This is a genomic window from Pseudomonas sivasensis, from assembly GCF_021391435.1.
Taxonomy (GTDB): Bacteria; Pseudomonadota; Gammaproteobacteria; order Pseudomonadales; family Pseudomonadaceae; genus Aquipseudomonas; species Aquipseudomonas sivasensis.
In genome coordinates, this window is the sequence record NZ_CP090029.1 from 3,878,784 (window position 1) to 3,900,529 (window position 21,746).

The window sequence follows — 21,746 nt, forward strand, 5'->3', positions numbered from 1 at the left end:
GCAACGGTAGAAGCAGACAGACTCGACAACGACTTACTTGCCATCGTCGGCCTCCTTGGGCGGCAGCGGTACACCCGCAGGCCCGGTGGCCGCTGCCAATGCTGCGGCGGTGGCAGCGGTTGCGGCCTGAGGCAAGGGCACAGGCATGGCCGAAGCGAGAATCGAGCCTGGAGAAAAGGTCATAAAGGCCCCACCGACCTTCAAGGTGATGCTCGCGCCGGCTTCGATCACCACGTTCGCCCCGCCCTTGATATGCACATCGGTACCGGCGGTGATACCCGTCTTCATGGCGCCCTCGATAATCATCTCGCTGCCGGCGCTCATCGACACCGCACCGCTGGTTTTTTCATTGCGGTTGCCGTCCACAGAGGAATGACGATCACCGCCGACCTTCTCGCGCAGGTCCTGGTCGATTCTGGAGTGACGGTCGCCGCCTACCCAGTCCAGGGCATCCTTGAGCACTCGCTGGTCGAAGTTTTTCTGGGCGTGCAGGAACACCTGCTCCGAACCCTTCTTGTCCTCGAAGCGCAGTTCGTTGTAGCCACCACCGCCCTTTGAAGAATGGGTCTTGAGGGTCGAGCGGGTGGCATTTTCTGGCAGTGCATAGGGCGGCAGCGATTCCGCGTTATAGACGCTGCCGGTGACCAACGGCTGGTCGGGGTCGCCGTCGAGAAAGCTGACCACCACTTCCTGGCCGATACGCGGGATATGCAGGCTGCCCCAACGCTTGCCGGCCCAGCCATGGGCTACTCGGACCCAACATGAGCTGTTTTCGTCGCCCTTGCCCTCGCGGTCCCAGTGGAACTGCACCTTGATCCGTCCGTATTTGTCGGTCCAGATGTCTTCGCCCTGTTTGCCCACCACCTTGGCGGTCTGCGGACCGTGCATCCGTGGCTTGGGCGATACGCAAGGTGCTCGAAATGGCTGCTGGTGCGGCATGGCCACGAACTCGCAAGTCAGCACGGGCGCGGGCTCGGTCGGTGGCGTCGGCTCATAGGTGTCTAACGACAACGTGTAACGCGCTTCCAGCAGCAAACATTGCGCGTTCTGTTCACTGCGCGGGTGCTCGGCCAAGGTCATCAACGCTCCCGGGAACAGCCCCCGGGCACGAGTGGCACCGCTGATCCGACTGGCGCCGGTCTGCAGCGATTCAATCAAGGTGCGGGCATAGGTTTCGCCCTGTTTGCGCTCGGTGTATCGACCCGGATAGTCGTAACGTTCGTGACGAGACTGCGGGTAGTCACCAGGCATGGCCGACTTGACCATCAGATTGACGCTGGGCTTTTCGAAGTCGAAGTCCTTCAGGGTATAGCCGCCCGGCGCCACCTCGCCGCTCATGTGCCAGGCGTAGATCACCTCGCTTTCGCGCAGGGCGTGATCCTGGGACGGCATGTAGCGCAGTTGGGCATAGCCCGGCGCCGGCGAATGCGCGCCGCAGGAATCGGCAAGTACCAAGGTATGACGGCCAGCAGCGCTTTTGAAGAAGTAGTAGATACCTTCCTGCTCCATCAGCCGGCTGACAAAGTTGAAATCGCTCTCGCGGTATTGCACGCAATAGTTAAGTGCCGTGTAGTCCGCACTCAGGCCCGAGGTGTCGACATCGGCAATGCTGTAAGGCGCGAACACCTGGTTGAGGATCTGCGGCACGCTCAGGCCCTGGAAAATACGGCAGTCGCTGGCCAGTGTCAGGAACCACAACCACGGCCTCAACACCGCTTTGCACGTGGTATAGCGCCCTTGACGACCGGTTATGGAGAAGTGGCTCACATGCCCGCTGAAGTAACGACTACCGCCCTTGGGCAAGTCCACCGCAATGCTCATCGGCGTAGCGAGCAAGTCGTTGATGTCCAGGTCGGCGCGTTCGCTGTACAGCTCCACCTCGTATTCACTGAGACGAGACAGCCCCTCGAATGCCTGCATGCTGCGAAACAGCAGCACATCGTCGCCGAGCACACTGCTGACCTGAATGTCACGATGCATTTGACTGGTTGCCATAGGGACTACCTCGCGGACTCGGAAAAGACATAGGCAAACTCGCCGTTTTCCACGCTGACCCCAACCTGGCTGGCCGGGATGCCCTGTAACAGACGATCGAGGAACTCACGGCTGATTGCTGGCAGCAAGCAGTTGGTCAGGATTGAGTCAATCATCCGCCCACCGCTTTCCAGCTCGGTACAGCGGCTGGCAATCAACTGCACCACGTCATCGCTGTACGTGAAGGGAATCTTGTGGCTGTCAGCGATGCGCTGTCTGATCCGCTCCAGTTGCAGGCGGATGATGCGGTGGAGCATGGCGTCGCTGAGGGGGTAATACGGGATCACCACGAGGCGTCCGAGCAAAGCCGGCGGGAAGACCTCCAGCAACGGCTCACGCAAGGCTTTTGCGAGGGCTTGCGGTTCTGGCATTGCCAGCGGGTCACGGCACTGGCGGGCGATCAGGTCAGTGCCGACGTTGGTGGTCAGCAGGATCAGGGTGTGCTTGAAGTCGATGACTCGCCCCTCACCGTCTTCCATCCAACCCTTGTCGAACACCTGAAAAAACAGTTCGTGCACATCCGAGTGCGCCTTCTCCACTTCGTCCAGCAGCACCACGCTGTAAGGCCTGCGCCGTACTGCTTCGGTGAGCACGCCGCCTTCGCCGTAGCCCACGTAACCAGGCGGCGCGCCCTTGAGGGTGGAGACGCTGTGGGCTTCCTGGTATTCGCTCATATTGAGGGTAATGACGTTCTGCTCGCCGCCATACAACGCCTCGGCCAGGGCCAGGGCCGTCTCGGTCTTACCCACCCCGGAGGTACCGGCGAGCATGAACACCCCCACCGGTTTGCCCGGATTGTCGAGGCCCGCGCGGGAGGTCTGGATACGTCGCGAGATCATCTCCAGTCCATGATCCTGACCGATAATGCGCTGGCCCAAACGGTCTGCCAGGTGCAACACGTTCTCGATTTCATTCTTGACCATGCGACCCACGGGGATGCCGGTCCAGTCCTGTACTACCGCCGCGACGGCCTGTTCGTCGACGTTGACCAGGACCAACGGAGTCTCGCCTTGCAGCAGCGCCAATTGCTCCTGTAATTGACGCAGTTCCAACCGGCCCGCTTCAGGTTCATCGGCATCCACATCGACCAACCGGCTACGCAGACGCAAGATCTGCATGACCAGCGCCAGCTCGCTATGCCAGCGGCTGCCAAGGACCTTCAGGCGCTCTCGCTCAGTCGCCAGCAACGCATCGACCGATGCACAACGACTTGAGGTTTGCGCCCCCATGGCGCGTTCACGCTGGATGATCGCCTGCTCGGTTTCCAGGCATTCGATACGCCGGCGGCTGTCATCGACTTCCGCCGGGGTGGCGTGCAGGCTGATGGCGACGCGGGCGCACGCGGTGTCGATCAGGCTCACCGCCTTGTCCGGTAACTGGCGCGCCGGGATATAGCGATTGGACAAACGCACGGCCGCTTCCAGCGCCGAATCGAGGATCTGCACCTGATGGTGCTCCTGCAGGCTGAAGGCAAGACCGCGCAGCATCAGCAGCGCACGACTTTCATCAGGCTCATCGACCTGCACCGTCTGAAAGCGCCGGCTCAGGGCCGGATCTTTTTCGATGTGTTTTTTGTACTCGGCAAACGTGGTTGCACCCAAGGTACGCAAGGTGCCACGGGCCAGGGCCGGCTTGAGCAGATTAGCCGCATCGCCGGTACCCGCGGCGCCACCTGCGCCGACCAGGGTGTGGGTTTCATCGATAAACAGCACCACCGGTTTGACGCTGGCTTGAACCTCATCGATGACCGAGCGCAGGCGCTGTTCAAACTCACCTTTCATGCTCGCACCGGCCTGCAACAGGCCGACATCAAGGGCCAGCAATTGTACGTCCCGCAGGCTAGGCGGCACGTCGCCACGGGCGATGCGCTGGGCGAATCCTTCCGCCACAGCAGTTTTGCCCACGCCCGCCTCGCCCACCAGCAGCGGGTTGTTCTGGCGACGGCGCATCAGGATATCGATGACCTGCCGGATCTCTTCATCGCGTCCGACGATAGGGTCCATCGTGTTTCGCCGCGCCTGCTCGGTCAGGTCGACAGTGAAGCGCTTCAGGCCTTCCTGACGGTCGGGCGCCAGTGCACCGACAGCCTCACCCGGCACCTGGTACCCGTCGCTGGCCGTCATGCGGGCCTCGGGCGAATCCTTGAGCAACGCGCCAAACTGCTCGCTGAGATCGTCGGTCCTGACGTTGTTGAACTCCCGGGACACACCATACAAACCATTACGCAATGCCGGAGTTTTCAGCATCGCCAGCAGCAAATGGCCAGAACGCACCTGGGACTCACCCAGCATCAGGGTCGCGTAGACCCAAGCACGCTCCACGGTTTCCTCGACCTGCGAGGACAGGTCCGTCACCGAGGTCGAGCCCCTAGGCAAACGATCTAGGGCGGCAGTGAGGTCCCGGTCCAACACCACCGGATCAATGCCGTAATGGCGGACCAGGCGCAACAGGTCCGAATCGGTCAATTGCAACAACTGCTGCAACCAGTGCACCAGCTCGACATAGGGATTGCCGCGCAGTTTGCAGAACACAGTGCTGCTTTCAATCGCCCGGTAGCACAGGCTGTTGAGCTTGCCGAAAAGCGCGACGCGACTGATATCAGCCATGGGCAGTTCCTTGAGAAGAAAATGAGGGTCGAGGCTTGATCAGCAATTGCCGATCATCCCGCTGGGGCGCTCTGCTGCTCAGCCAACTGGTCCAGCCCAATGACGTGGACCCCAGGCGCAAGCGAGGCCGGTGTTCTTTCTTGACGATCAGGTTGACGTCCCAGTCCATCGCCATGCCGACGTACTGACGCACCCAATCCTGCACCCGTTGCAGGCTGTCGCCACCGGGCAGCAAACGGCGGGTTTGTGTCAGGTCCAGAGGGCCAATCAGCAGGCGAAACTTGTGTTGGGCATTCCAGACTTTCCGGCCCATGACCGTGGCCTGGCCGAGCACCACCGCGTCCGGACCGCTGCGCAAGGTGCACAGCCCGTCACGGGGCAGGGTCATCCAGTGGCCGACAAATTGCTCGACCTCTACGGGAACGCCAAGGTAGTCGCCAAGCAAGGCGGCCAGGCCTTCGGCATTGCGTGTTTGCGGTCCCAGGCGACCGGCGAAATGCAGCTTGGCGAGGTCCACCACGCCGTCGCGCGCCTGCAGCGACGGTAGGCCAATACCGAGCAATGATCCCAGGTAGTTGGCAAAGCGGTCCGCCCCCGGACGGTCCAGACTCACCGTTGGCTGGGCACTGGCCCAGGCGCGATAGAACAGGCTGATCATGCGGTGATGAAACACGTCGCAAAATGCCGCCAGCGTAGGGTCGTTGAGGTTGCGTTGACGGTCGCGAATGTATTCGGTGAGGTGAATCGGCAACGGGCCATTGGCGCCCATCAGGCCGAAGAAATTGAGCAGCAGTTTAGGCGTGTCGCCGGGTATGAGGCCCGCAATCATTGCCGGCTCAAACGCCAGCGAGGAATGCTGGCCGAAACGCACCGCCTCGTCCGCCGGGCGCGTGGCCTCGCCGATGCGCGGCAGGTGCGCAAAGGCGCATTCCAACTGGCGCAATGCCGCGTAGAAATCAAACCGACCCGGATGCGCTTCAAGCTCGCTGAGCAGGCTCAGAGGATCTCGCATCTGCCCACCCGCGCAGGCCACTGCATGATCACGCCGCGTGACGCGCTCACGATCCGCGTCTCGGTGAATGAGTTGAGCGACACGTACTTGGCGAAAAACTGTTCCAGCACCGACCCCAATACACAGACGCCTGCACCCTCGAACGCAGACTCATCCACGCTCACACTGATCTGCAAACCTCGCCCATAGGTGACGGGTCCAGACAATGGCAGGCGCCGCACGATGCTCTGCGCAGTCACCGAACGCACGCCTTCGATCTGTTTATGTGCAACGGCATCGTCGACGCGGCAATACAGGCGCAACATGTCACGCAAGGCTACAGCGCCCTGCTCCGTGTCCTGGTCCAGCAGTGACAGGTAGTTAAGGGACAAATGGCTGACCAGACGCCATGCGGTATCGCCTTCGGCATACGACGGCGCGGGCACCGTGGGCCCTGCCACGCAACGTACCGACTGCACCGGCGCAGCGGATTGGACGCTGAAGTCGGTGCTGCCACTGCCCACAGGCATGCTCAGCACCAGGTCGCGGTTGCTGCACAGGGCGTCGATGCCCAATTGGCGCAGGTCGCTGCGGTGAGGAGCCTGCTCGCCGTCCACCAGCGACACGAATACCTCGCTGCCCCCATAACTGGAGCGCGGGCCTCGGCTGCGCTGCTGTTCGGACAAAACCCGCGTGTCGCGCCGTACCTGGTAGTACGCACGCGGCGGCGTGCGCCCCTGCAGGTCGTTGGCGCGGTAGAAGGGTTCGAATGTCTGACTGGCCTCGGCGCCACTGCCGTAACCGGTCACCCCTTCAATTTCGTAGATCTCGTAGTCCATTGACCGTGTGCGGTCGGGGCTCACATGGTATTCAGAGCGCTGTTCATCCAGGTGCACACGCTCGGTGCGCATCGGGAACAGGTTGATCGCCGGCGTGCAATACAGCGCGAAATTGGCGGCACTGAGGTTTTGCTCAAGTAACGGGTCTGCCGTCTTGAACAACACGATCAGCTCCAGTTGCTCGGCGGTGCAGCGGCTGACACTGCTCGCCAACCCCACCACGTCGACGAACATGAAGCGTTGCGGCAAGGCGAAGTATTCCTGCAACAAGCGATAACCCTGGAACGAACGCGGCCCGATGGGCAGCAAGGCTTCGCTGTCGCTATAGCCCACACTGCGAATCGCACTGCTGGGCAGCAGCTGATGCCAGTCCCCAGACGCTTGCATGGGCATGACCAGCACGCCCGCCACTTGGGCCAACAGCTGCTCAAGAACCCGCGCGGGCGTGCCGTCCCCGCCACGGATGTGCAGCCGCAGGGTGTCGAGGGCCAGGTCGCTGAAAGCCAGGCCAGCCCCGACGCTCAAGCGCAGGCGCAACGCGGCCTTGACTGCGCCGAGACGTGACAGGTCAACCCCGGCCACCTGCGTGCTGCAGGCGAAATAGCGCGCCTCGACCAACTCCACCGGCCACAGGGTTACCTCATGGGCAGTGCGAAATTCGCAGGCGGTCTGGTCCCCCTTGCCCAACTGGCTGTGCAATGCCGTGTGGCGTGGCACCTTGAAGCCGGCGGCCAGGCTGCCCTCGCCCATGTCCGGGTGCAGTTGCACCACCGCCATCGATGGCGTTGGCGCCAAGTAGTGTGGGTAGATCAGTTCCAGCAGGTGATGGGTAAATTGTGGGAATTGGGCGTCAATCTTCAGTTGCACCCGCGCGGCGAGAAAGCTGAAACCTTCCAACAACCGTTCAACATAGGGGTCGGCACAGGCGTAGGTTTCCAGCCCCAGGCGGCCGGCAACCTTGGGGTAGTCGCGGGCGAATTCACCGCCAACTTCCCGCAGATGCGCCAGCTCACGCTCGTAATAGCGCAGCAGTTTTGCGTTCAACGCACGTCCCTTGTCTCAATATCGAAGATCCGCGCCTCGCCTGCTTCCAGGTCGAGTTCGGTCTTCAGGTACAGGCGCTCGGGCAACGGTTGGCCCCAGAGTTCGCCATGAATTTCAAAGGTCATCTGGTTGGGACTGATGGTTGCACCCGAGGAGGCAACCGGCACGACACGCAGGCTTTCGCGCAAAATCCGCGGTTCGAAATCCCAGATCGCCTGGCGAATGCGGCGTCCCAACGCTTCGCGGTCCAGGCCGGCAGCCGTCTTTCCCGCGAGATCGGGCAGCCCGAAATTGAGCACTGATTGTCCCGCCAACGGGCACTTCCTCAGGTCGCGAAAGCTGCCCAGACTGGTGCTGTTGAGCAGCCACCCCAAATCGCGTAATACCGCCTTGCGCAAGCGGCGCATGGACAACACGCGCTTGTCGCGAGGCTCGAAAACCTGCGCGGTGTCGTCATCACTCAAGCGATCGAGCAAGGACGGTTGCAAACGTTCGAGACTGGTTAGTTCAGCCATGCGCTGAGGCCTCCATCGACAGGACGGCGGGCGGGCGAACCCACCCACCGTCGGGCATCCGAATCAGATCTTCTGATTCTTTTCCAAGTCCCACTTCTTCGGCGTACCGGTGATTACCGTGTCACCGTTGAAGGCGTCATAGGCATAGCTGATGGTGGTGAAGTTGATCGAAAGGGTTTCGGCCGGTCGATCGCCAGTGCTGCTGGCGGAGTAAGCACTGATAATCGCGCCGCCCAGGATGATCTTAAGAAACACTTGCTGTTTTTTGTCCGCGCCGCCCGTATGGACAAAGTGGATCTCGGCATCGCCCAGGCTCTTGCCGCACACAGCCTGCATAAACAGATCGGCCGAGGCCACGTCGGCCAGTTTGGTCACGGAAATTTCCGAGAACGAAGGGTTGCTGGTGTCACGGTCGGCACCGCCGCCACTGGAGGAAATCGCTCGGAAAACCCCCATTTGGATAGCGTCGAGGGTGATCCAGTCTTTGTGACCGTCGACGGTGGAAGTGCCTTTGATTGGGGTGCCTTTAAAGTTCAGCAGGATCATGGTGAGTACCTTTCAGGTTGAACAACGGGGTTATGACGCTTGGGTTGAAGGCAGCCTGGAGACCAACCGCAAGGACACGGTCAAGCCTTCAAGCTGGTAGTGCGGACGCAGGAAAAACTTGGCGCTGTAGTAACCGGGGTTGCCTTCGATTTCTTCCACCACGACCTCGGCCCCCGCCAGCGGCTTACGCGCTTTATCGGCATCGGTCGCGGTGGCCGGGTTGTGCTCCACGTAGCGGCCAACCCAGTTGTTGAGCCAGGTCTGCATATCGTCGCGCTCTTTGAATGAACCGATCTTGTCGCGCACGATGCACTTCAAGTAGTGAGCAAAACGGCACGTGGCAAACAGGTACGGCAGACGCGCTGCCAAGTTGGCGTTGGCGCTGGCATCCGGGTCGTCGTACTCCGCCGGTTTGTGCAGGGACTGAGCGCCGATGAAGGCCGCCAGATCGCTGTTTTTTTTGTGCACCAGGGGCATGAAGCCGTTCTTGGCCAGCTCGGCTTCGCGCCGGTCGCTGATGGCGATCTCGGTCGGGCAGGTCATGTCCACACCGCCGTCGTCAGTCGGGAAGGTATGCACCGGCAAACCCTCCACTACGCCGCCGGATTCGATGCCGCGAATTTGCGAACACCAGCCATAGTGTTTGAACGAACGGTTGATATTCACGGCCATGGCGTAAGCCGCGTTGGCCCAAGTGAAATCCTTGGCGTCGGCGGCGTCGGTGGTTTCTTCAAAATCGAAGTCTTCCACCGGATTGGACTTGGCACCGTAAGGGGCACGGGCCAGGAAACGCGGCATGGCCAGGCCCACGTAGCGTGAGTCTTCACTGGCGCGCAAACTGCGCCACGCCGCGTGCTCCGGGGTCTGGAAAATTTTGGTCAGGTCACGTGGGTTGGCCAGTTCCTGCCAGGACTCCATAAGCATCACGCTGGGGTCAGCGGCGGTGATCAGCGGGCAGTGCGCGGCGGCACTGACACGGGCGATCTGGGTCAACAGCTCGACGTCCGGCGCACTGTTGTTGAAGTAGTAGTCAGCGACAAAGGCGCCATAGGGCTCGCCACCGAACTGGCCGTATTCCTCTTCATACAGCTTCTTGAAAATCGGGCTCTGGTCCCAGGCCACTCCTTTGAACTTGCGCAGAGTCTTATGCACTTCGTGCTTGGAAATGTTCATCACCCGAATCTTCAGGGACTCGTCGGTCTCGGTGTTACTGACCAGGTAATGCAAGCCGCGCCAGGCGCTTTCCACGGCCTGGAACTCCTCATGGTGGAGGATATGGTTGACCTGTTCGGTGAGCTTTTGGTCGAGGCTGGCGATCAGGCCCTCAATCGTGCCGAGCACGTCATGGGACATCACCTGCGTGCCTTGCAGCGCCTGTTCTGCCAGGGTGCGCACGGCGGATTCCACGGCGTCCCTGGCTTTGTCGGTCTTGGGCTTGAATTCTTTTTGCAGCAGGCTGGCGAAGTCACCGGCGTCGAATGCCGTGGCCGGAGCTCCCTGTTCGGGTTGTTCCGATTGCGTAGTGGACATGACGGTATCCTTGAATTATGGGCAACAGCGTCCCCATACCGGGGCAAACGAGGCGCCGGCAGAGACCACGGTCATTCAGTTAGTCGGGTTGTTGGGGGCCCGCGCACAGGGCCTGCATCACACTCGGATCGCTGAGCACTTTGGCCAGCAATTCTTCGGCCCCTACCTTGCCGTCCATATAGGTCAGCAGATTCGACAGCTGGCGGCGCGCGGCCAACAACTGATTGAGGCTGGGCACCTTGTTGGCGATTGCACCTGGGGAGAAGTCGTCCATGCTCTCAAAGGTGATCTCCACCGGCAGGTTGCCCTCGCCCGTCAGGGTATTGGGCACCTGAAACGCCACACGGGGCTTCATGGACTTGAGGCGTTCGTCAAAGTTGTCCACATCGACTTCCAGAAACTTGCGCTCGGCTACCGGCGGCAAAGGCTCGGCCGGTTTGCCGGAAAGGTCTGAAAACACGCCCATCACGAAGGGTAACTGCACGGTTTTTTCCGCGCCGTAGATCTCCACGTCGTATTCGATCTGGACGCGCGGCGCACGATTGCGGGCGATAAACTTCTGGCTACTTTCTTTGGCCACGGAACTGGCTCCGGTGAGTGGAGTGGATAGATGAACGTTCAGTTGTCGTTGGTGCGGATGCCGCTGACCTGCGCCAGTTGCGCAAGTCCATCGGGCGCCAGGTCTTGCAGCAACTCCATGAAATTCTTGTCGATCAGTGTTTTTGCCCGTTGCAGCAGGAACGGCACCGGGCTCGCGGGCTCATGGGTATGAAAATAGCTGCACAGCCGATCAATGACCTGGCGCGCCTCTTCGCGGCTGCGGATCTCGCCGAACAGTGCCTGCGGTGCGGCCACCTCTGAGGTAGCAACAGTGGCTGCAGCCGCCTCGACCGGCGCAGGTTCAAGCAAGAACCGGCGGACTATTTCAGCGGCGCGACGCAGCGGAGCGACCAGTCCATTGAGGTCGATGGCGCGACCTACGCCGACTTTTTCTGTCAGCCACTGCTCAATCTGCAGGCTGTGCGCTAACGCCTGGGTCAGCGCAAGGTGAATGGCCTGTAGCTGTTGCGCATTGGCATCGACAAGCGCCCCTTCGATCATCGCCAGGCTCGGGTGATTGCCCTCGCCGCCGTGCTCGACAATCGCCAGATCGATCATTCTCAAGCTGACCGCGCCGATGCCTCGTGCGTTGATCAACGGCGCATCCAACACGTCGCGTACCAGGCCGTTGGGGGCACATAGGAACGCCAGGACATTGATGCGCAACAGCGGGTCATGGCCATCCTCCGGGTCGAGCCTGGGGTACAGCCCGTCCCAGCAATTTTCCAACAACCCCTGCACCAGCCCCAGGCCAGCCGACAGGCCGGCGATGCCGTGCACGTTGAGTTCGGCGCGGGTGGCCCAGATGGCCAGGCGCAAATCGCGGCTACGCTCCAACATCGGCAATGCGAGGGCCATGACGCGCTTCCAGTTCGGCTCGATGGCGTCGGTAACGGTGTCGCCGTACTGAACCTCGGGTTTACCCAGTGCCTCTTCTTCAAGTTCTAAGAATTGCGCCGAATATTCAAAGTTCTGGCCACCGCCATCGGCCTCGCTCAGGGGCAAGCACAACAGGGTGAAATCCAGTGGTTGAGCTTCGGTGGGCGACCCCATCATGTGTCCCTCGGGCAAATGGCTCTGGCAGTAGAGCCGCGAGTCGGGACGTCGAATCCAACGGTTCAGAAAACTGAGCCTGTTGGAGCCCCCGCGCTACGCCTACTGCCGAAAATATTCAGCGTGGGCGGATTTATATAGCGATGGGACCACACGAGAATGCAGGCAGTGTCATTGCGGGGCGTAGGATTAAGCTGCGAATGCAGCGCTTGTGAACAGAGAACGCGCACTCATAAATGGCGTCGCCTGGCTTTAGGTCGGCCACCCGCCGGCCATTGCTTGAGCCAGTGACGGCTGCACCGGCACGCGAATACCGAAGGTGTCCCTCAGCAAGGCCGTTAGCTCTTGCGCGTTGTTCAGCAGCCGTTTTTCGCTGGGCTGATCCAGGGAATGGATCGCGTAATGCGCGTTGTTCAAGGTATGGCGTTTGCCGGGCGCCAGCAGTGCGACTTTCAATTGGCCCAAGAACGGCGAGTTCGGGTGGGTCGAGACATACCAATTACCGATTTCGTAATCGATGGCTCCCTGCACCTGCAAGTCGAACACATACAAACCACGCCACTCCCCCGCCACTTCGGCCCACAACGTGTAACTGTTCTCCCCTGCATTGAACGTCAGGCGATAGGGCTCATGGGCGGTGGCCTGCACGGCCTCAGTGTCCAACTGCAACGGACTGCTGGGCACCATGCCGCCAAAGCCTACATCGGTGATGTAACGAACCCCGTCCAGGGTCACCAGGCTCAAACGATGGGTGCGTGCCGTGCGCGCGTCCGGCGGTCCGCCCATCACCACCCGACCGGTAATGCCACGGGCCTCGAAACCCAGTTCCTGCAGCAGCGCGAGGAACATCTGGTTCAACTCATAGCAGTAGCCGCCGCGGCCATCGAACAACACCTTTTGCTCGACGCTGGGCAAGTCGATCGGCACCGGCAGGCGCAGCAGGGTCGACAGGCTTTCAAAGGCGAAGGTGCACACATGGCGCAGTTGCAGATCCCGCAGAGTTGCCAGGGTGGGCGGTGGCGGCGAATCGTATCCCAGGCGCTGCAGGTACAGATGGCTGTGGTTGAGGCGGGTCATGGCACGGTCCTTGGGCGCAGGAAGAGTGCGTCACTATGCCGCGTTCACATGCAAACTGTCATTTTGAATGAACCTTTTTGAACGCTTCAGCCTCCATCTATAACAAGACAGGGAGGCAACATGAGTACCGCAAAAATCTACACCATCCACTACCAACTGCACGGTCAACCGAAGTCCTTTGTGGTGCGTGCCGAAGTGATGAATAACGCCGAGGCCTGGCACTGGGCAGCGGTCGATGCCGACATTGCTCATGTCAGCCGTATCGGCCGCGTCGGCCACGAGCAAGTGAAAAAAACCACCCGGCCCTGGGCGGAGAAGTTCGGGATTACCGACGTTTCCTGGACGCCACCTAAATAAACGAAGGCCCCGCTCAATGGCGGGGCCTGATTACCTATTACGCTGTTATTTCTTTAAGTCGCCCAACGGATCGTAGGGCGGCTTTTTTTTCGCCTCGTCCTTGTCCTTTTTATCCAGCGGGGCAATCGCCGGACCTACCGGATCAACCTGCGGATCAGCCACATCCGGCGAGTCGGGGTCAAATCCCAGCTCATCCTTGCCGCTGGCGTGTTCGTTAGAGGGGGGCCCATCCGAGCGCTTGTTCATCATGGTCTCCTGTTAGAGCGGGCGAGCTTTGTCGTGGAGGTTTTCCAAGTCTTCTTCGACGCGCTCCACATCATCATGGTCGTCACGCTCTTTCGGGTCATTGGGGCGCAAGGCATCGTTGTCGCGCTCTTCTTCACCGGGTGTGCGATCAGGGTCGGGTGTACCGGGCGGTGGTTGCTTGTATTCGGGCATGGTGGTTCACCTCAAAGGGACTACATTCGTTTAGAGAAACTGCCACAGATCATGGTTCAACTTGATTGCCCCACCGCTGACCGCTGACCATGAGAAGATGCCACCCCCTACCCGCCCTGGAGACCTGGACCGGATGTTCGAGCTCAAACCCTGCGACCCCGTCACCTACCGCCAACAGACCCGCCGCAGCACGTTGATCGTGGCCGTGCTGTTCATGGCCTTGGCCATGCTGCTGTCGACCCTGGCGGTGATGCTGTTCGGCGAACCCGGCGGTGATAACTTTCGCTTCAATGTCGGCGGTGTGTTCGCGGGGGTGCTGATTACCGTCGCCCTGGTGCGCGGCCCTTTCTGGTCCAAGTCGTGGCTGGCCGCTGCGGTGTACGGCTGGCAGCTCAAGCGCACGCTGATGCGCGTGACCAATGTGATGCACACCGTCACCGAACGTGTGCAGGCCAATGATCCGACGGCCATGAAAGTGCTGCGTTTCTATCACCTGGGGCTGACGCAGATGCATGCACTGGACGCCAACTCCAGCGCCCAGGCGCAACTGGTCGGCGAAATGGACGCGCATAAAGCCAGGATGCAGACGCTGGGAATCGACACCGAACAGACCCGTTTCGACCCCGCGTGGCTGGACGGTTTGAAAAGCGTTTAAATCATCTGCCTCGCCAGCAGAACAACGCACTCACCGCAATCGCCGCACCCGCCACGCCAAACACCAGCGGCGCCGACGCCACCGGCAGCAGCAGACCCGCCAGCAGCGGCCCCAGGCCAGCGCCGATGTCGCGCCAGACGGCATTGGACGCCAGCGCCGACACTCGCATCGAACCCGGGTTGCGCTCGGCGACCAAGGTAGTCACCAGCGGCAGTTGCAATGCGCGCAGCACCAGCACCGCCGCCGCGCCGACGATCACCCAATAGCTGCCGAATGCGCTCAAGGCCAGGGCACTCAAGAACGAAAACAGCAGCAACATGGCGGTGGCGCCAAATCGCTGCGCCGCGCGACCGCCCAGGGGGCTCAGAAGCATTTCCGAGACGTAGCGCAGGGCCATTAAGCCACCAGCAATCAGCACCGCATCGCCGCCGAGAATTTTCTGGGCCTGGATCGACAGCCCAAAGATAAACAGCCCGTCCAGCGCCACGCCTTCGATAAACGACCACAGTGCCACGCTGTCCGGCCACTTGAAGCGACGCCCTGGTGTGCTGTGCAAATCATGTCCGGCGCTGGGCAAGCCGCGCGCCATCCAAAGGCCTATCAGGCAACAACCGGCGAGAATCACAAAGATCGGACGCGGCCCGGCCCACAGCGTCAGCCAACCACCGAACGGCAACGCCAGCATCGGTCCCCAGGCGATCAAGGCCCGCGAACGCCCGGCCCGGCGCGCGGCGCCCTCTGGCTCAGCGGTGGCCAATACCTGGGTCGACAGGTTCAACGCGGCAAAACACAGGCCCCACACCAGCCGCAACCCGAGCAACGCGGCAAAGCCGGATAGCACCGAATTGCCCAGGGCACACAGCGCAGCGGCACCGGCGGCGATCATGCAGGTCAGGCGATCGCCGTTGCGCGCATAGAAATTCAACACATGCCGGTAACCGAAAATCCGCACCAGGCGGTTGGCCGCCAGCAACACCCCGGCCTGTGCCAGGGTAATGCCAAAGGCCTGGGATTCCATGGGCAACAGCAGGTAGAGCAACACGTCGCTGGGCAGGCACAACGCCAGGGTCAGCGCGGCGCGGCGGGAGGTGGTGTCGGCAGTGCGTTGGGCCTGACTGGACATAAATCTGAAACATCCCGAAATATTCAGGTCGCCACGGTAGCCTTAGCGAACCGCGCTTTACAACGCCCCGTCACGTCTTTTTCCCATAGGGCAGCAAACGCAAACCGCTGGCCACGCTGCCCACCAGCGCAAATGCACAGCCCAGCCACAACGCAGAGTGCGGGCCGCTGGCCATGAACAGGTGGAAACACAACGCCACCAGCGAGGCGCCCAGCGTCTGCCCCAACAAGCGCGAAATCGCCACGATGCCACTGGCCCCACCGCTGCGCGCCAGCGGTGCACTGGTCATCAACGCCTTGAGATTGGGCGACTGGAAAAAACCAAAACCGGCGCCGCACAAGGCCATGCGCCAACCGATATCGAAGGCCGACGCGCCGGTGTCCAAGGTCGCCAATGCGGCCATGCCCAGGCTCAACATCAGCAGGCCGATGCCGCACAGCAGGCCCAGGGACACACGGTCGGCCAAGCGCCCGGCGACCAGTGCCATCACCGCCACCACGGCCGGCCACGGCGTCATCAGGAAGCCGGTTTCCACCTGGCTATGGCCGAGCACTGCTTGCAGCAGAAATGGCAGCGACACAAAGGCCAGGCCCTGGGCACTGAAGGCGCAGATCGCAGTGAGAGAGGACAAGGCAAACACTGGCCGCTTGAACAGGTCCAAGGCGAGCATCGGCGCCGGATGACCGGCCTGGCGACGCAGCAACAAGGTGCCGCACAGCAGCGCCACGGCAATCAAGCCCAGGGTCAGTGCGCCTTGAGCGCCGTGCACCGCTGTGCCAAGGCCCAAGACCAACAAGGCGAACAAACCGGCACATAACAATGCCGCCAGCCGGTCAAACGCATGCCCGGTGATGGGGAGGATGGGCAGTGAACGCACGCCGAGTGCCAGGGCCAACAGCCCCAGCGGCACATTGATCAGGTACAGCCAGTGCCAGGTCGCCACTGACAGGATCGCCGACGCGGCGGTCGGCCCCAAGGTAAAGGCCAACCCCACCACCAACGAGTTATAACCAAGGCCGCGCCCAAGCATTTTCGACGGGTAGATATGCCGCAGCAACGCCGTGTTCACACTCATGATCGCCGCCGCCCCCAGCCCCTGCACCACCCGCGCAGCCGTCAGGGTCTCCAGCGAACCGGCCAACCCGCAAAACAGCGACGAGACGATAAACAGCAGCAACCCGCCAAGGTACACACGGCGATGCCCCAGCACGTCACTCAGCGACGCAAACGGCAGCACCGTGGCAATAATCGCCAACTGGTAGGCGTTGACCACCCAGATCACCGAGGCGGAATCGGTACCAATCCCTTCGGCCAGTGTCGGCAGTGCGGTGTTGACGATGGCCGTGTCCAACGTCGCCATGCCGATCCCCAGGGAGATCGCGATCACGGCAGGCAGGCGTTTGTTGAGAGGCAGGCCATCGGCGGCAGAAGACATGAACGATCCACGCGGGTGATAAGGCTGCCAGATTAAGGGCAGCGCTGATTTTTTTCAGCCGCGGATCAGTTGCCTGTCGACAATTTCATGTTCGCCAGCGCGCTCAGGTCCAAATGCCCGCCTATAACCGGCGGGCACCAGTAGTAACCACCGGTCAACGGCGTGCTGATACGGTACAACCCGTCGATAATCCCGTCTTCCAACCCGCTCATCCGGCGCAGTTGTGCTTCGAAAGCATCGAACGAGTGGCCGAACGCGAGGAACATCAACCCCGCCTGACCGTTCTCGGCCCACGGCATCGAGCGGCGTACCACGAAGGCTTCCGGGGTAAAGCTTTCCTGGGCGGTGCGTTTGGTGTGGGCGGATTCGGGGGCGTCGTCCAGCTCTTCGTTGTCGCCATGGCGGCGGCCGATGATGTGGTCGCGCTCCTGGGCGGGCAAGGCGGCGAAGCCGTCGAGATCGTGCTGCCATTGCTGGATCGCAGCGAAGCTGGCGCCGCTGTCGGTCAGCGCGGCGTCAACGGCGGCGTCGTCGTGGGGGTTTTCGGTGCCGTCTTCATAATCGGTGAGGTCAAACCCGGTCTTGTAGCGAAAGCCTTCGGTTGACTGCACCAGGCCAAACGCCGGGGCCAGGGCCTTTTCATAGGCACGGCTGCGCAACAGCAGTTCACCGCGATCCACACCGTGCAGCCACACCCACAGTGCCTGCTGGGTGGACGGATTATTCGCACCCGGGCCGCTGACAGCCGGGAATGGGCGCAGACCATCGATGTGCGTGCCCAGTGCCTTTACCAGCGGTTCACCAAAACCGACCACTGCCGCCGAATCCACCAGTTGCACCAGCGCGTCCAACGCGGCCGGTACGGCTTCAAGGGTTTGCACGGCAAAAAACAGATGGCGTGCCTGCAAAGGCACCGGTGCGGCAAGAATGCCCGGCTGGTAGTGACTCATGTGAACTCCTTCAAGAAAGGCGCGCAGTTTACCCGCCGTACGTCATCGTGCGTAGGAGAAAGCGCGCAAGCCTTGCCATAGAGCCCTCTGTTGGGTGACTCTCTAGTCATGTTTTGAAACTATTCCAGGGGTAGCGACATGACCACCAGCAACCTGCTCGCCCAGCTGTTTCCAACGTCCGTGGCCGATATTCCCGAGCAATTCCGGCTTGAAGCGCCCATTGAACAGCGTGATTACCTGGTCGATGGCCAGTTGCAGGTGTGGAACGGCCCGCTGGCCCAGGTGCAGAGCCCGGTGCAGTTGGGCGACAGCCGTGTGGTGATCGGCAGCACGCCGCTGCTGGACGCCGACACCGCCCTCACCGCCCTCGATGCCGCCGTGCGCGCCTACGACCGGGGCCAGGGCGAATGGCCAACCATGCGTGTGGCGGACCGTATCCAGCATGTCGAAGCGTTTTTGCGCCGTATGCGCGAACAGCGCGATGCCGTGGTCACGCTGCTGATGTGGGAAATCGGCAAGAACCTCAAGGACTCGCAAAAAGAGTTCGACCGCACCTGCGACTACATCACCGACACCATCAATGCCCTCAAGGAACTGGACCGTCGCAGCAGCCGCTTCGAACTGGAACAGGACACCCTCGGGCAAATCCGCCGCGTACCGCTGGGTGTAGCGCTGTGCATGGGCCCCTACAACTACCCGCTCAATGAGACCTTCACCACGCTGATCCCGGCGTTGATCATGGGCAACACCGTGGTGTTCAAACCGGCCAAGCTCGGCGTGCTGCTGATCCGCCCGCTGCTGGAAGCGTTCCGCGACAGCTTCCCGGCCGGAGTGATCAACGTGATCTACGGCAGTGGCCGTGAAACCGTCAGCGCGCTGATGGCCAGCGGCAAGATCGATATCTTTGCGTTTATCGGCACCAACAAGGCCGCCAGCGACCTTAAAAAACTGCACCCCAAGCCGCACCGCTTGCGTGCTGCACTGGGCCTGGACGCGAAAAACCCCGGCATCGTGTTGCCCGAGGTGGACCTGGACAATGCCGTCAGCGAGGCCGTCACCGGTTCGTTGTCGTTCAACGGCCAGCGCTGCACCGCGTTGAAAATCCTGTTTGTGCATGAGGATGTGGTCGACAGCTTTATCGAGAAATTCAACGCCAAGCTGGCGACACTCAAGCCCGGCATGCCATGGGAAGACGGCGTGTCGCTGACGCCGCTGCCGGAAGTGGGCAAGGTGGATTACCTCAATGATCTGGTGGCCGATGCTCAACAACACGGTGCCCAGGTGGTGAATGCCAACGGTGGCACCAGCCGTGGTTCGTTTTTCTACCCGGCCGTGCTGTACCCGGTGAACCCGCAGATGCGCGTGTACCACGAAGAACAGTTTGGCCCGGTGGTGCCGATCGTGCCTTACCGCGATCTGGAGACGGTGATCGAGTACGTACTCGACTCGGACTTCGGGCAGCAATTGAGCATCTTCGGCACCAACGCCGTAGCAGTTGGGCGTCTGGTGGACACCTTTGCCAATCAGGTTGGCCGGATCAATATCAACGCCCAGTGCCAGCGCGGGCCGGACACGTTCCCATTCAACGGGCGCAAGAACTCGGCCGAAGGCACGTTGTCGGTACATGACGCCTTGCGGGTGTTCTCGATCCGCACCCTGGTGGCCACCAAGTTCCAGGAGAGCAACAAGGCGCTGGTCAGCGACATCCTGCGCAACCGCGATTCGAGCTTCCTGACCACCGATTACATTTTCTAGAGGAACGCGAGCAGTTGATTAACCTGCATTTGCCTATGTTTGCCCGGCGCCTGCTGCGCCCGTTGCTCGACCCGTACCGTCGCTATCGCCATGCCAAGCTGATCCACGCCGTGCGCGTGTCCATTGGCTTGCTGGCGACGATCCTGCTGACCACCGGCATCAACCTGCCCCACGGTGAGTGGGCGTCGGTGACCATGCTGATCGTGATCGGCGGTTTGCAGCACCACGGCAATATCGGCAAGAAAGCCGTGGAGCGCGCCTACGGTACTTTGATCGGCGCCAGCGTCGGCTTGCTGCTGGTGGTGCAACAGGCCTACTTCGGTCTGCCGCTGTTGACCTATTTGCTGATGTCGGTGGTGTGCGGGTTCTTTTCCTATCACGCCATCGGCAAGGGCGGATACATCGCCCTGCTGTCAGCGATCACGGTGTTTATCGTCGCCGGCCACGGCGACAATCCGATCTCGGATGGTTTGTGGCGCACGGTCGATATCCTGATTGGCATCGTGCTGGCCCTGGCGTTTTCCTTCGCCCTACCGCTGTATGCCGTGTACTCGTGGCGCTACAACCTGGCCAGTGCTTTGCGCGACTGTGCGGCGATTTACAGCAGGATCATCAACGGCCAATCGGTCACCGATGATGAACACCTCAAATTGTTGAACCGCTTGAATGCCGCGATGGTGCAACTGCGCTCGCTGATGCCGTCGGTGTCCAAGGAAGTGCGCATCTCCATGACCGAACTGGACGCGATCCAGCGGCACCTGCGCATGTGCATCAGCACCCTGGAAATTCTCGGCAACACGCGGCCGGACCCGCGTGATGAACAGGCCACTGCGCGCATGCAGATGATGTTGAAGGCTGAGCACCGGCAGATTCGTGTGCAGTTGGTGGGGATGGCGAGGGCGCTGAAGTCGGGGGTGACAGAGCGGTTGGAGCGGCCAAGCCATGCCGGCGTGAGCGAGCCGGCGCTGGATACGCCGGTCTACAGCGCGTTGGACGGTTATCGGTTGCTGACGGTGCAATTGGCGGCGAATGTGGATGGGATGCGCCAGCGGCTGGCTAAGAGCGCCGGGCGCTGGAAGATCTAGAAAGCTGGTCCGTTGACGTGTACCCAGCATCTACACATTCACACTTTCTCCTACATATTTTTCACGTTTTATTCACATCCCGGGACGTAGGGTGAAGCCTCATCCGTTACAAACGTTGCACATCAAGCCCGCCGCCCCAGCGGGCTTTTTTTTGCCTGGGATTTGACTTAACGCGAGGCCTTGGCAGCGGGCGCGGCCGCTTGTTCACGAATGGCACGCTGGGTATCCAGCACCTTCGCCAACGCGGTTTCCGCTTCCGGGCTTTGCTGCGGCACACGAATCGCCGCCGAGACCAAGGTGATCAACTTGGCCATCACTTCGGCATCCGTCGCCGGGCGGCCCAGGCTCATGGAATTCATCAGCAAGCGCAGTTCGGTACCGGCCATCACCCCGGAAATCGCCTTGAGGGCAAATTGCAGGCGCACGCCCAGCTCATTGCGTGGCAGATCTGGCAAGGCCAGGGCGAACGCTTCGAAGAAGCGCTGGAACACCGGCTGGTAATGCACCTTGAGGTATTCCTGGATGAACGGTGAGGTGTCGCTGTACACACGACCCAGGAAACGGATGAACGAACGCCCTTCCCCACTCGCACTGGCCGGATCGCTGCGCTCCAGGCCCATGGCCGGGGCGAACAGCACGCCTAGGAGGGTATCGCAATCGAGTGGGCCATCAGACTCGGCTTCGCAGCGCGCCAGCAGTTCCAGGCGCTGCTCGTTGAGCGGTTCCAGGCGCTGCATCAGCAGGGTTTTCATCAGGGAATCCTTGTCCCCGAAGTGGTAGTTCACAGCGGCCAGGTTCACTTGGGCTCGCTCGGTAATCTGCCGTAACAACACTGCGTCATAACCGTACTTAATAAAGAGCGCCTCTGTCGCATCCAGCAATCGAGTCTTGGTAATGTTTGGAGCGCTGAGTTTCTTCGCGACCATAAAGGGTTCCACGGCGGAAATATTGTTTTAAAAAATAATTTGATTTTTTATACCGGGGCGGCCGGTCGAAAGCAAGTGGGGATGTACCGCCATACGATTCAAAGCCTTGGCCAGCGGGCATTTTGAGGGTGATCCGGGCAATTTTGGCGGCCCCTCACACCGTCTTATGTAATCGTTTCAAAGGGTA

Annotated in this window: 20 protein-coding genes; 4 read left to right on the top strand and 16 right to left on the bottom strand. The window is 61.2% G+C overall.

Features of this window, described 5'->3' with window-relative positions:
* Window positions 1–33: 33 nt before the first annotated feature.
* From LRO94_RS17375 to LRO94_RS17420, 10 genes are all read right to left on the bottom strand, one after another.
* Window positions 34–1,995, bottom strand: a complete 1,962-nt coding sequence (locus tag LRO94_RS17375) for a type VI secretion system Vgr family protein (RefSeq protein WP_179178793.1) — start codon at window positions 1,993–1,995, stop codon at window positions 34–36.
* Between the two features lie 5 nt (window positions 1,996–2,000).
* A complete protein-coding gene (gene tssH / locus LRO94_RS17380; RefSeq protein ID WP_179178792.1) occupies window positions 2,001–4,640 on the bottom strand; it encodes a type VI secretion system ATPase TssH in 2,640 nt (879 codons plus the stop codon).
* On the bottom strand, window positions 4,633–5,652 hold the full coding sequence (tssG, locus tag LRO94_RS17385) for a type VI secretion system baseplate subunit TssG (RefSeq protein WP_032889704.1): 1,020 nt from the start codon (window positions 5,650–5,652) through the stop codon (window positions 4,633–4,635). The genes tssH and tssG overlap by 8 nt, the downstream gene beginning before the upstream one ends.
* Window positions 5,637–7,514, bottom strand: coding sequence for a type VI secretion system baseplate subunit TssF (gene tssF, locus LRO94_RS17390; RefSeq protein WP_179178791.1), 1,878 nt, complete (start codon window positions 7,512–7,514; stop codon window positions 5,637–5,639). Before tssF ends, tssG begins: the two co-directional genes overlap by 16 nt.
* Window positions 7,511–8,029: a type VI secretion system baseplate subunit TssE gene (gene tssE / locus LRO94_RS17395; RefSeq protein ID WP_095184434.1), complete on the bottom strand. Its 519-nt coding sequence runs from the start codon at window positions 8,027–8,029 to the stop codon at window positions 7,511–7,513. Before tssE ends, tssF begins: the two co-directional genes overlap by 4 nt.
* A gap of 63 nt (window positions 8,030–8,092) precedes the next feature.
* Window positions 8,093–8,575, bottom strand: a complete 483-nt coding sequence (locus LRO94_RS17400; protein ID WP_032889711.1) for an Hcp family type VI secretion system effector — start codon at window positions 8,573–8,575, stop codon at window positions 8,093–8,095.
* Between the two features lie 30 nt (window positions 8,576–8,605).
* On the bottom strand, window positions 8,606–10,105 hold the full coding sequence (gene tssC / locus LRO94_RS17405) for a type VI secretion system contractile sheath large subunit (RefSeq protein ID WP_032889713.1): 1,500 nt from the start codon (window positions 10,103–10,105) through the stop codon (window positions 8,606–8,608).
* Window positions 10,106–10,184: 79 nt separating this feature from the next.
* Window positions 10,185–10,685 carry a type VI secretion system contractile sheath small subunit gene (tssB, locus tag LRO94_RS17410; RefSeq protein ID WP_099601010.1) on the bottom strand — a complete coding sequence of 167 codons (501 nt, stop codon included), beginning with the start codon at window positions 10,683–10,685 and terminating at the stop codon, window positions 10,185–10,187.
* 38 nt (window positions 10,686–10,723) lie between these two features.
* A complete protein-coding gene (gene tssA / locus LRO94_RS17415; protein WP_233896848.1) occupies window positions 10,724–11,761 on the bottom strand; it encodes a type VI secretion system protein TssA in 1,038 nt (345 codons plus the stop codon).
* A 249-nt stretch (window positions 11,762–12,010) separates the two neighbouring features.
* Window positions 12,011–12,835, bottom strand: a complete 825-nt coding sequence (locus LRO94_RS17420) for an arylamine N-acetyltransferase family protein (RefSeq protein WP_095184430.1) — start codon at window positions 12,833–12,835, stop codon at window positions 12,011–12,013.
* Window positions 12,836–12,955: 120 nt separating this feature from the next.
* Here LRO94_RS17420 and LRO94_RS17425 point away from each other — a divergent pair, with 120 nt between their 5' ends.
* Complete coding sequence (locus LRO94_RS17425) at window positions 12,956–13,192, top strand: DUF6555 family protein (RefSeq protein WP_032889720.1); 237 nt, start codon at window positions 12,956–12,958, stop codon at window positions 13,190–13,192.
* Window positions 13,193–13,237: 45 nt separating this feature from the next.
* Here the strand turns inward: LRO94_RS17425 and LRO94_RS17430 are convergent, their stop codons facing one another.
* Both LRO94_RS17430 and LRO94_RS17435 read right to left on the bottom strand, forming a co-directional pair.
* Window positions 13,238–13,438 (bottom strand): DUF6021 family protein, encoded by a 201-nt coding sequence (locus tag LRO94_RS17430; RefSeq protein ID WP_032889722.1) that lies wholly within the window; start codon window positions 13,436–13,438, stop codon window positions 13,238–13,240.
* A 12-nt stretch (window positions 13,439–13,450) separates the two neighbouring features.
* Entirely contained in the window at window positions 13,451–13,630 is a 180-nt protein-coding gene (locus LRO94_RS17435) for a hypothetical protein (protein ID WP_032889724.1), read from the bottom strand.
* 133 nt (window positions 13,631–13,763) lie between these two features.
* On the opposite strand from LRO94_RS17435, the gene LRO94_RS17440 reads away from it, so the two are divergent.
* Complete coding sequence (locus tag LRO94_RS17440; protein ID WP_095184429.1) at window positions 13,764–14,285, top strand: DUF3087 family protein; 522 nt, start codon at window positions 13,764–13,766, stop codon at window positions 14,283–14,285.
* A gap of 1 nt (window position 14,286) precedes the next feature.
* On the opposite strand, the gene LRO94_RS17445 is transcribed toward LRO94_RS17440, so the two are convergent.
* The 3 genes from LRO94_RS17445 to LRO94_RS17455 all read right to left on the bottom strand — a co-directional run bounded on the left by LRO94_RS17445 (window position 14,287) and on the right by LRO94_RS17455 (window position 17,793).
* Window positions 14,287–15,408, bottom strand: coding sequence for an MFS transporter (locus tag LRO94_RS17445; protein ID WP_032889729.1), 1,122 nt, complete (start codon window positions 15,406–15,408; stop codon window positions 14,287–14,289).
* A gap of 70 nt (window positions 15,409–15,478) precedes the next feature.
* Window positions 15,479–16,843, bottom strand: a complete 1,365-nt coding sequence (locus tag LRO94_RS17450; protein ID WP_032889731.1) for an MFS transporter — start codon at window positions 16,841–16,843, stop codon at window positions 15,479–15,481.
* A gap of 65 nt (window positions 16,844–16,908) precedes the next feature.
* Entirely contained in the window at window positions 16,909–17,793 is an 885-nt protein-coding gene (locus LRO94_RS17455) for a Dyp-type peroxidase (RefSeq protein WP_179178790.1), read from the bottom strand.
* 138 nt (window positions 17,794–17,931) lie between these two features.
* Here LRO94_RS17455 and LRO94_RS17460 point away from each other — a divergent pair, with 138 nt between their 5' ends.
* Window positions 17,932–19,548: an NADP-dependent glyceraldehyde-3-phosphate dehydrogenase gene (locus LRO94_RS17460; RefSeq protein ID WP_032889737.1), complete on the top strand. Its 1,617-nt coding sequence runs from the start codon at window positions 17,932–17,934 to the stop codon at window positions 19,546–19,548.
* Window positions 19,549–19,571: 23 nt separating this feature from the next.
* Window positions 19,572–20,633, top strand: a complete 1,062-nt coding sequence (locus tag LRO94_RS17465; RefSeq protein WP_032890043.1) for an FUSC family protein — start codon at window positions 19,572–19,574, stop codon at window positions 20,631–20,633.
* Window positions 20,634–20,800: 167 nt separating this feature from the next.
* Here LRO94_RS17465 and LRO94_RS17470 read toward each other — a convergent pair whose 3' ends face one another.
* Window positions 20,801–21,559, bottom strand: coding sequence for a TetR/AcrR family transcriptional regulator (locus LRO94_RS17470; protein ID WP_032889739.1), 759 nt, complete (start codon window positions 21,557–21,559; stop codon window positions 20,801–20,803).
* Window positions 21,560–21,746 lie beyond the last annotated feature (187 nt).

Excerpts from the sequence above, each read along its gene's own strand:
- LRO94_RS17375 (WP_179178793.1), bottom strand. The coding sequence starts at position 1,995 with ATGGCAACCAGTCAAATGCATCGTGACATTCAGGTCAGCAGTGTGCTC.
- tssH (WP_179178792.1), bottom strand. The coding sequence starts at position 4,640 with ATGGCTGATATCAGTCGCGTCGCGCTTTTCGGCAAGCTCAACAGCCTG.
- tssG (WP_032889704.1), bottom strand. The coding sequence starts at position 5,652 with ATGCGAGATCCTCTGAGCCTGCTCAGCGAGCTTGAAGCGCATCCGGGT.
- tssE (WP_095184434.1), bottom strand. The coding sequence starts at position 8,029 with ATGGCTGAACTAACCAGTCTCGAACGTTTGCAACCGTCCTTGCTCGAT.
- LRO94_RS17400 (WP_032889711.1), bottom strand. The coding sequence starts at position 8,575 with ATGATCCTGCTGAACTTTAAAGGCACCCCAATCAAAGGCACTTCCACC.
- tssC (WP_032889713.1), bottom strand. The coding sequence starts at position 10,105 with ATGTCCACTACGCAATCGGAACAACCCGAACAGGGAGCTCCGGCCACG.
- tssA (WP_233896848.1), bottom strand. The coding sequence starts at position 11,761 with ATGATGGGGTCGCCCACCGAAGCTCAACCACTGGATTTCACCCTGTTG.
- LRO94_RS17420 (WP_095184430.1), bottom strand. The coding sequence starts at position 12,835 with ATGACCCGCCTCAACCACAGCCATCTGTACCTGCAGCGCCTGGGATAC.
- LRO94_RS17425 (WP_032889720.1), top strand. The coding sequence starts at position 12,956 with ATGAGTACCGCAAAAATCTACACCATCCACTACCAACTGCACGGTCAA.
- LRO94_RS17430 (WP_032889722.1), bottom strand. The coding sequence starts at position 13,438 with ATGAACAAGCGCTCGGATGGGCCCCCCTCTAACGAACACGCCAGCGGC.
- LRO94_RS17435 (WP_032889724.1), bottom strand. The coding sequence starts at position 13,630 with ATGCCCGAATACAAGCAACCACCGCCCGGTACACCCGACCCTGATCGC.
- LRO94_RS17440 (WP_095184429.1), top strand. The coding sequence starts at position 13,764 with ATGTTCGAGCTCAAACCCTGCGACCCCGTCACCTACCGCCAACAGACC.
- LRO94_RS17445 (WP_032889729.1), bottom strand. The coding sequence starts at position 15,408 with ATGTCCAGTCAGGCCCAACGCACTGCCGACACCACCTCCCGCCGCGCC.
- LRO94_RS17450 (WP_032889731.1), bottom strand. The coding sequence starts at position 16,843 with ATGTCTTCTGCCGCCGATGGCCTGCCTCTCAACAAACGCCTGCCTGCC.
- LRO94_RS17455 (WP_179178790.1), bottom strand. The coding sequence starts at position 17,793 with ATGAGTCACTACCAGCCGGGCATTCTTGCCGCACCGGTGCCTTTGCAG.
- LRO94_RS17460 (WP_032889737.1), top strand. The coding sequence starts at position 17,932 with ATGACCACCAGCAACCTGCTCGCCCAGCTGTTTCCAACGTCCGTGGCC.
- LRO94_RS17470 (WP_032889739.1), bottom strand. The coding sequence starts at position 21,559 with ATGGTCGCGAAGAAACTCAGCGCTCCAAACATTACCAAGACTCGATTG.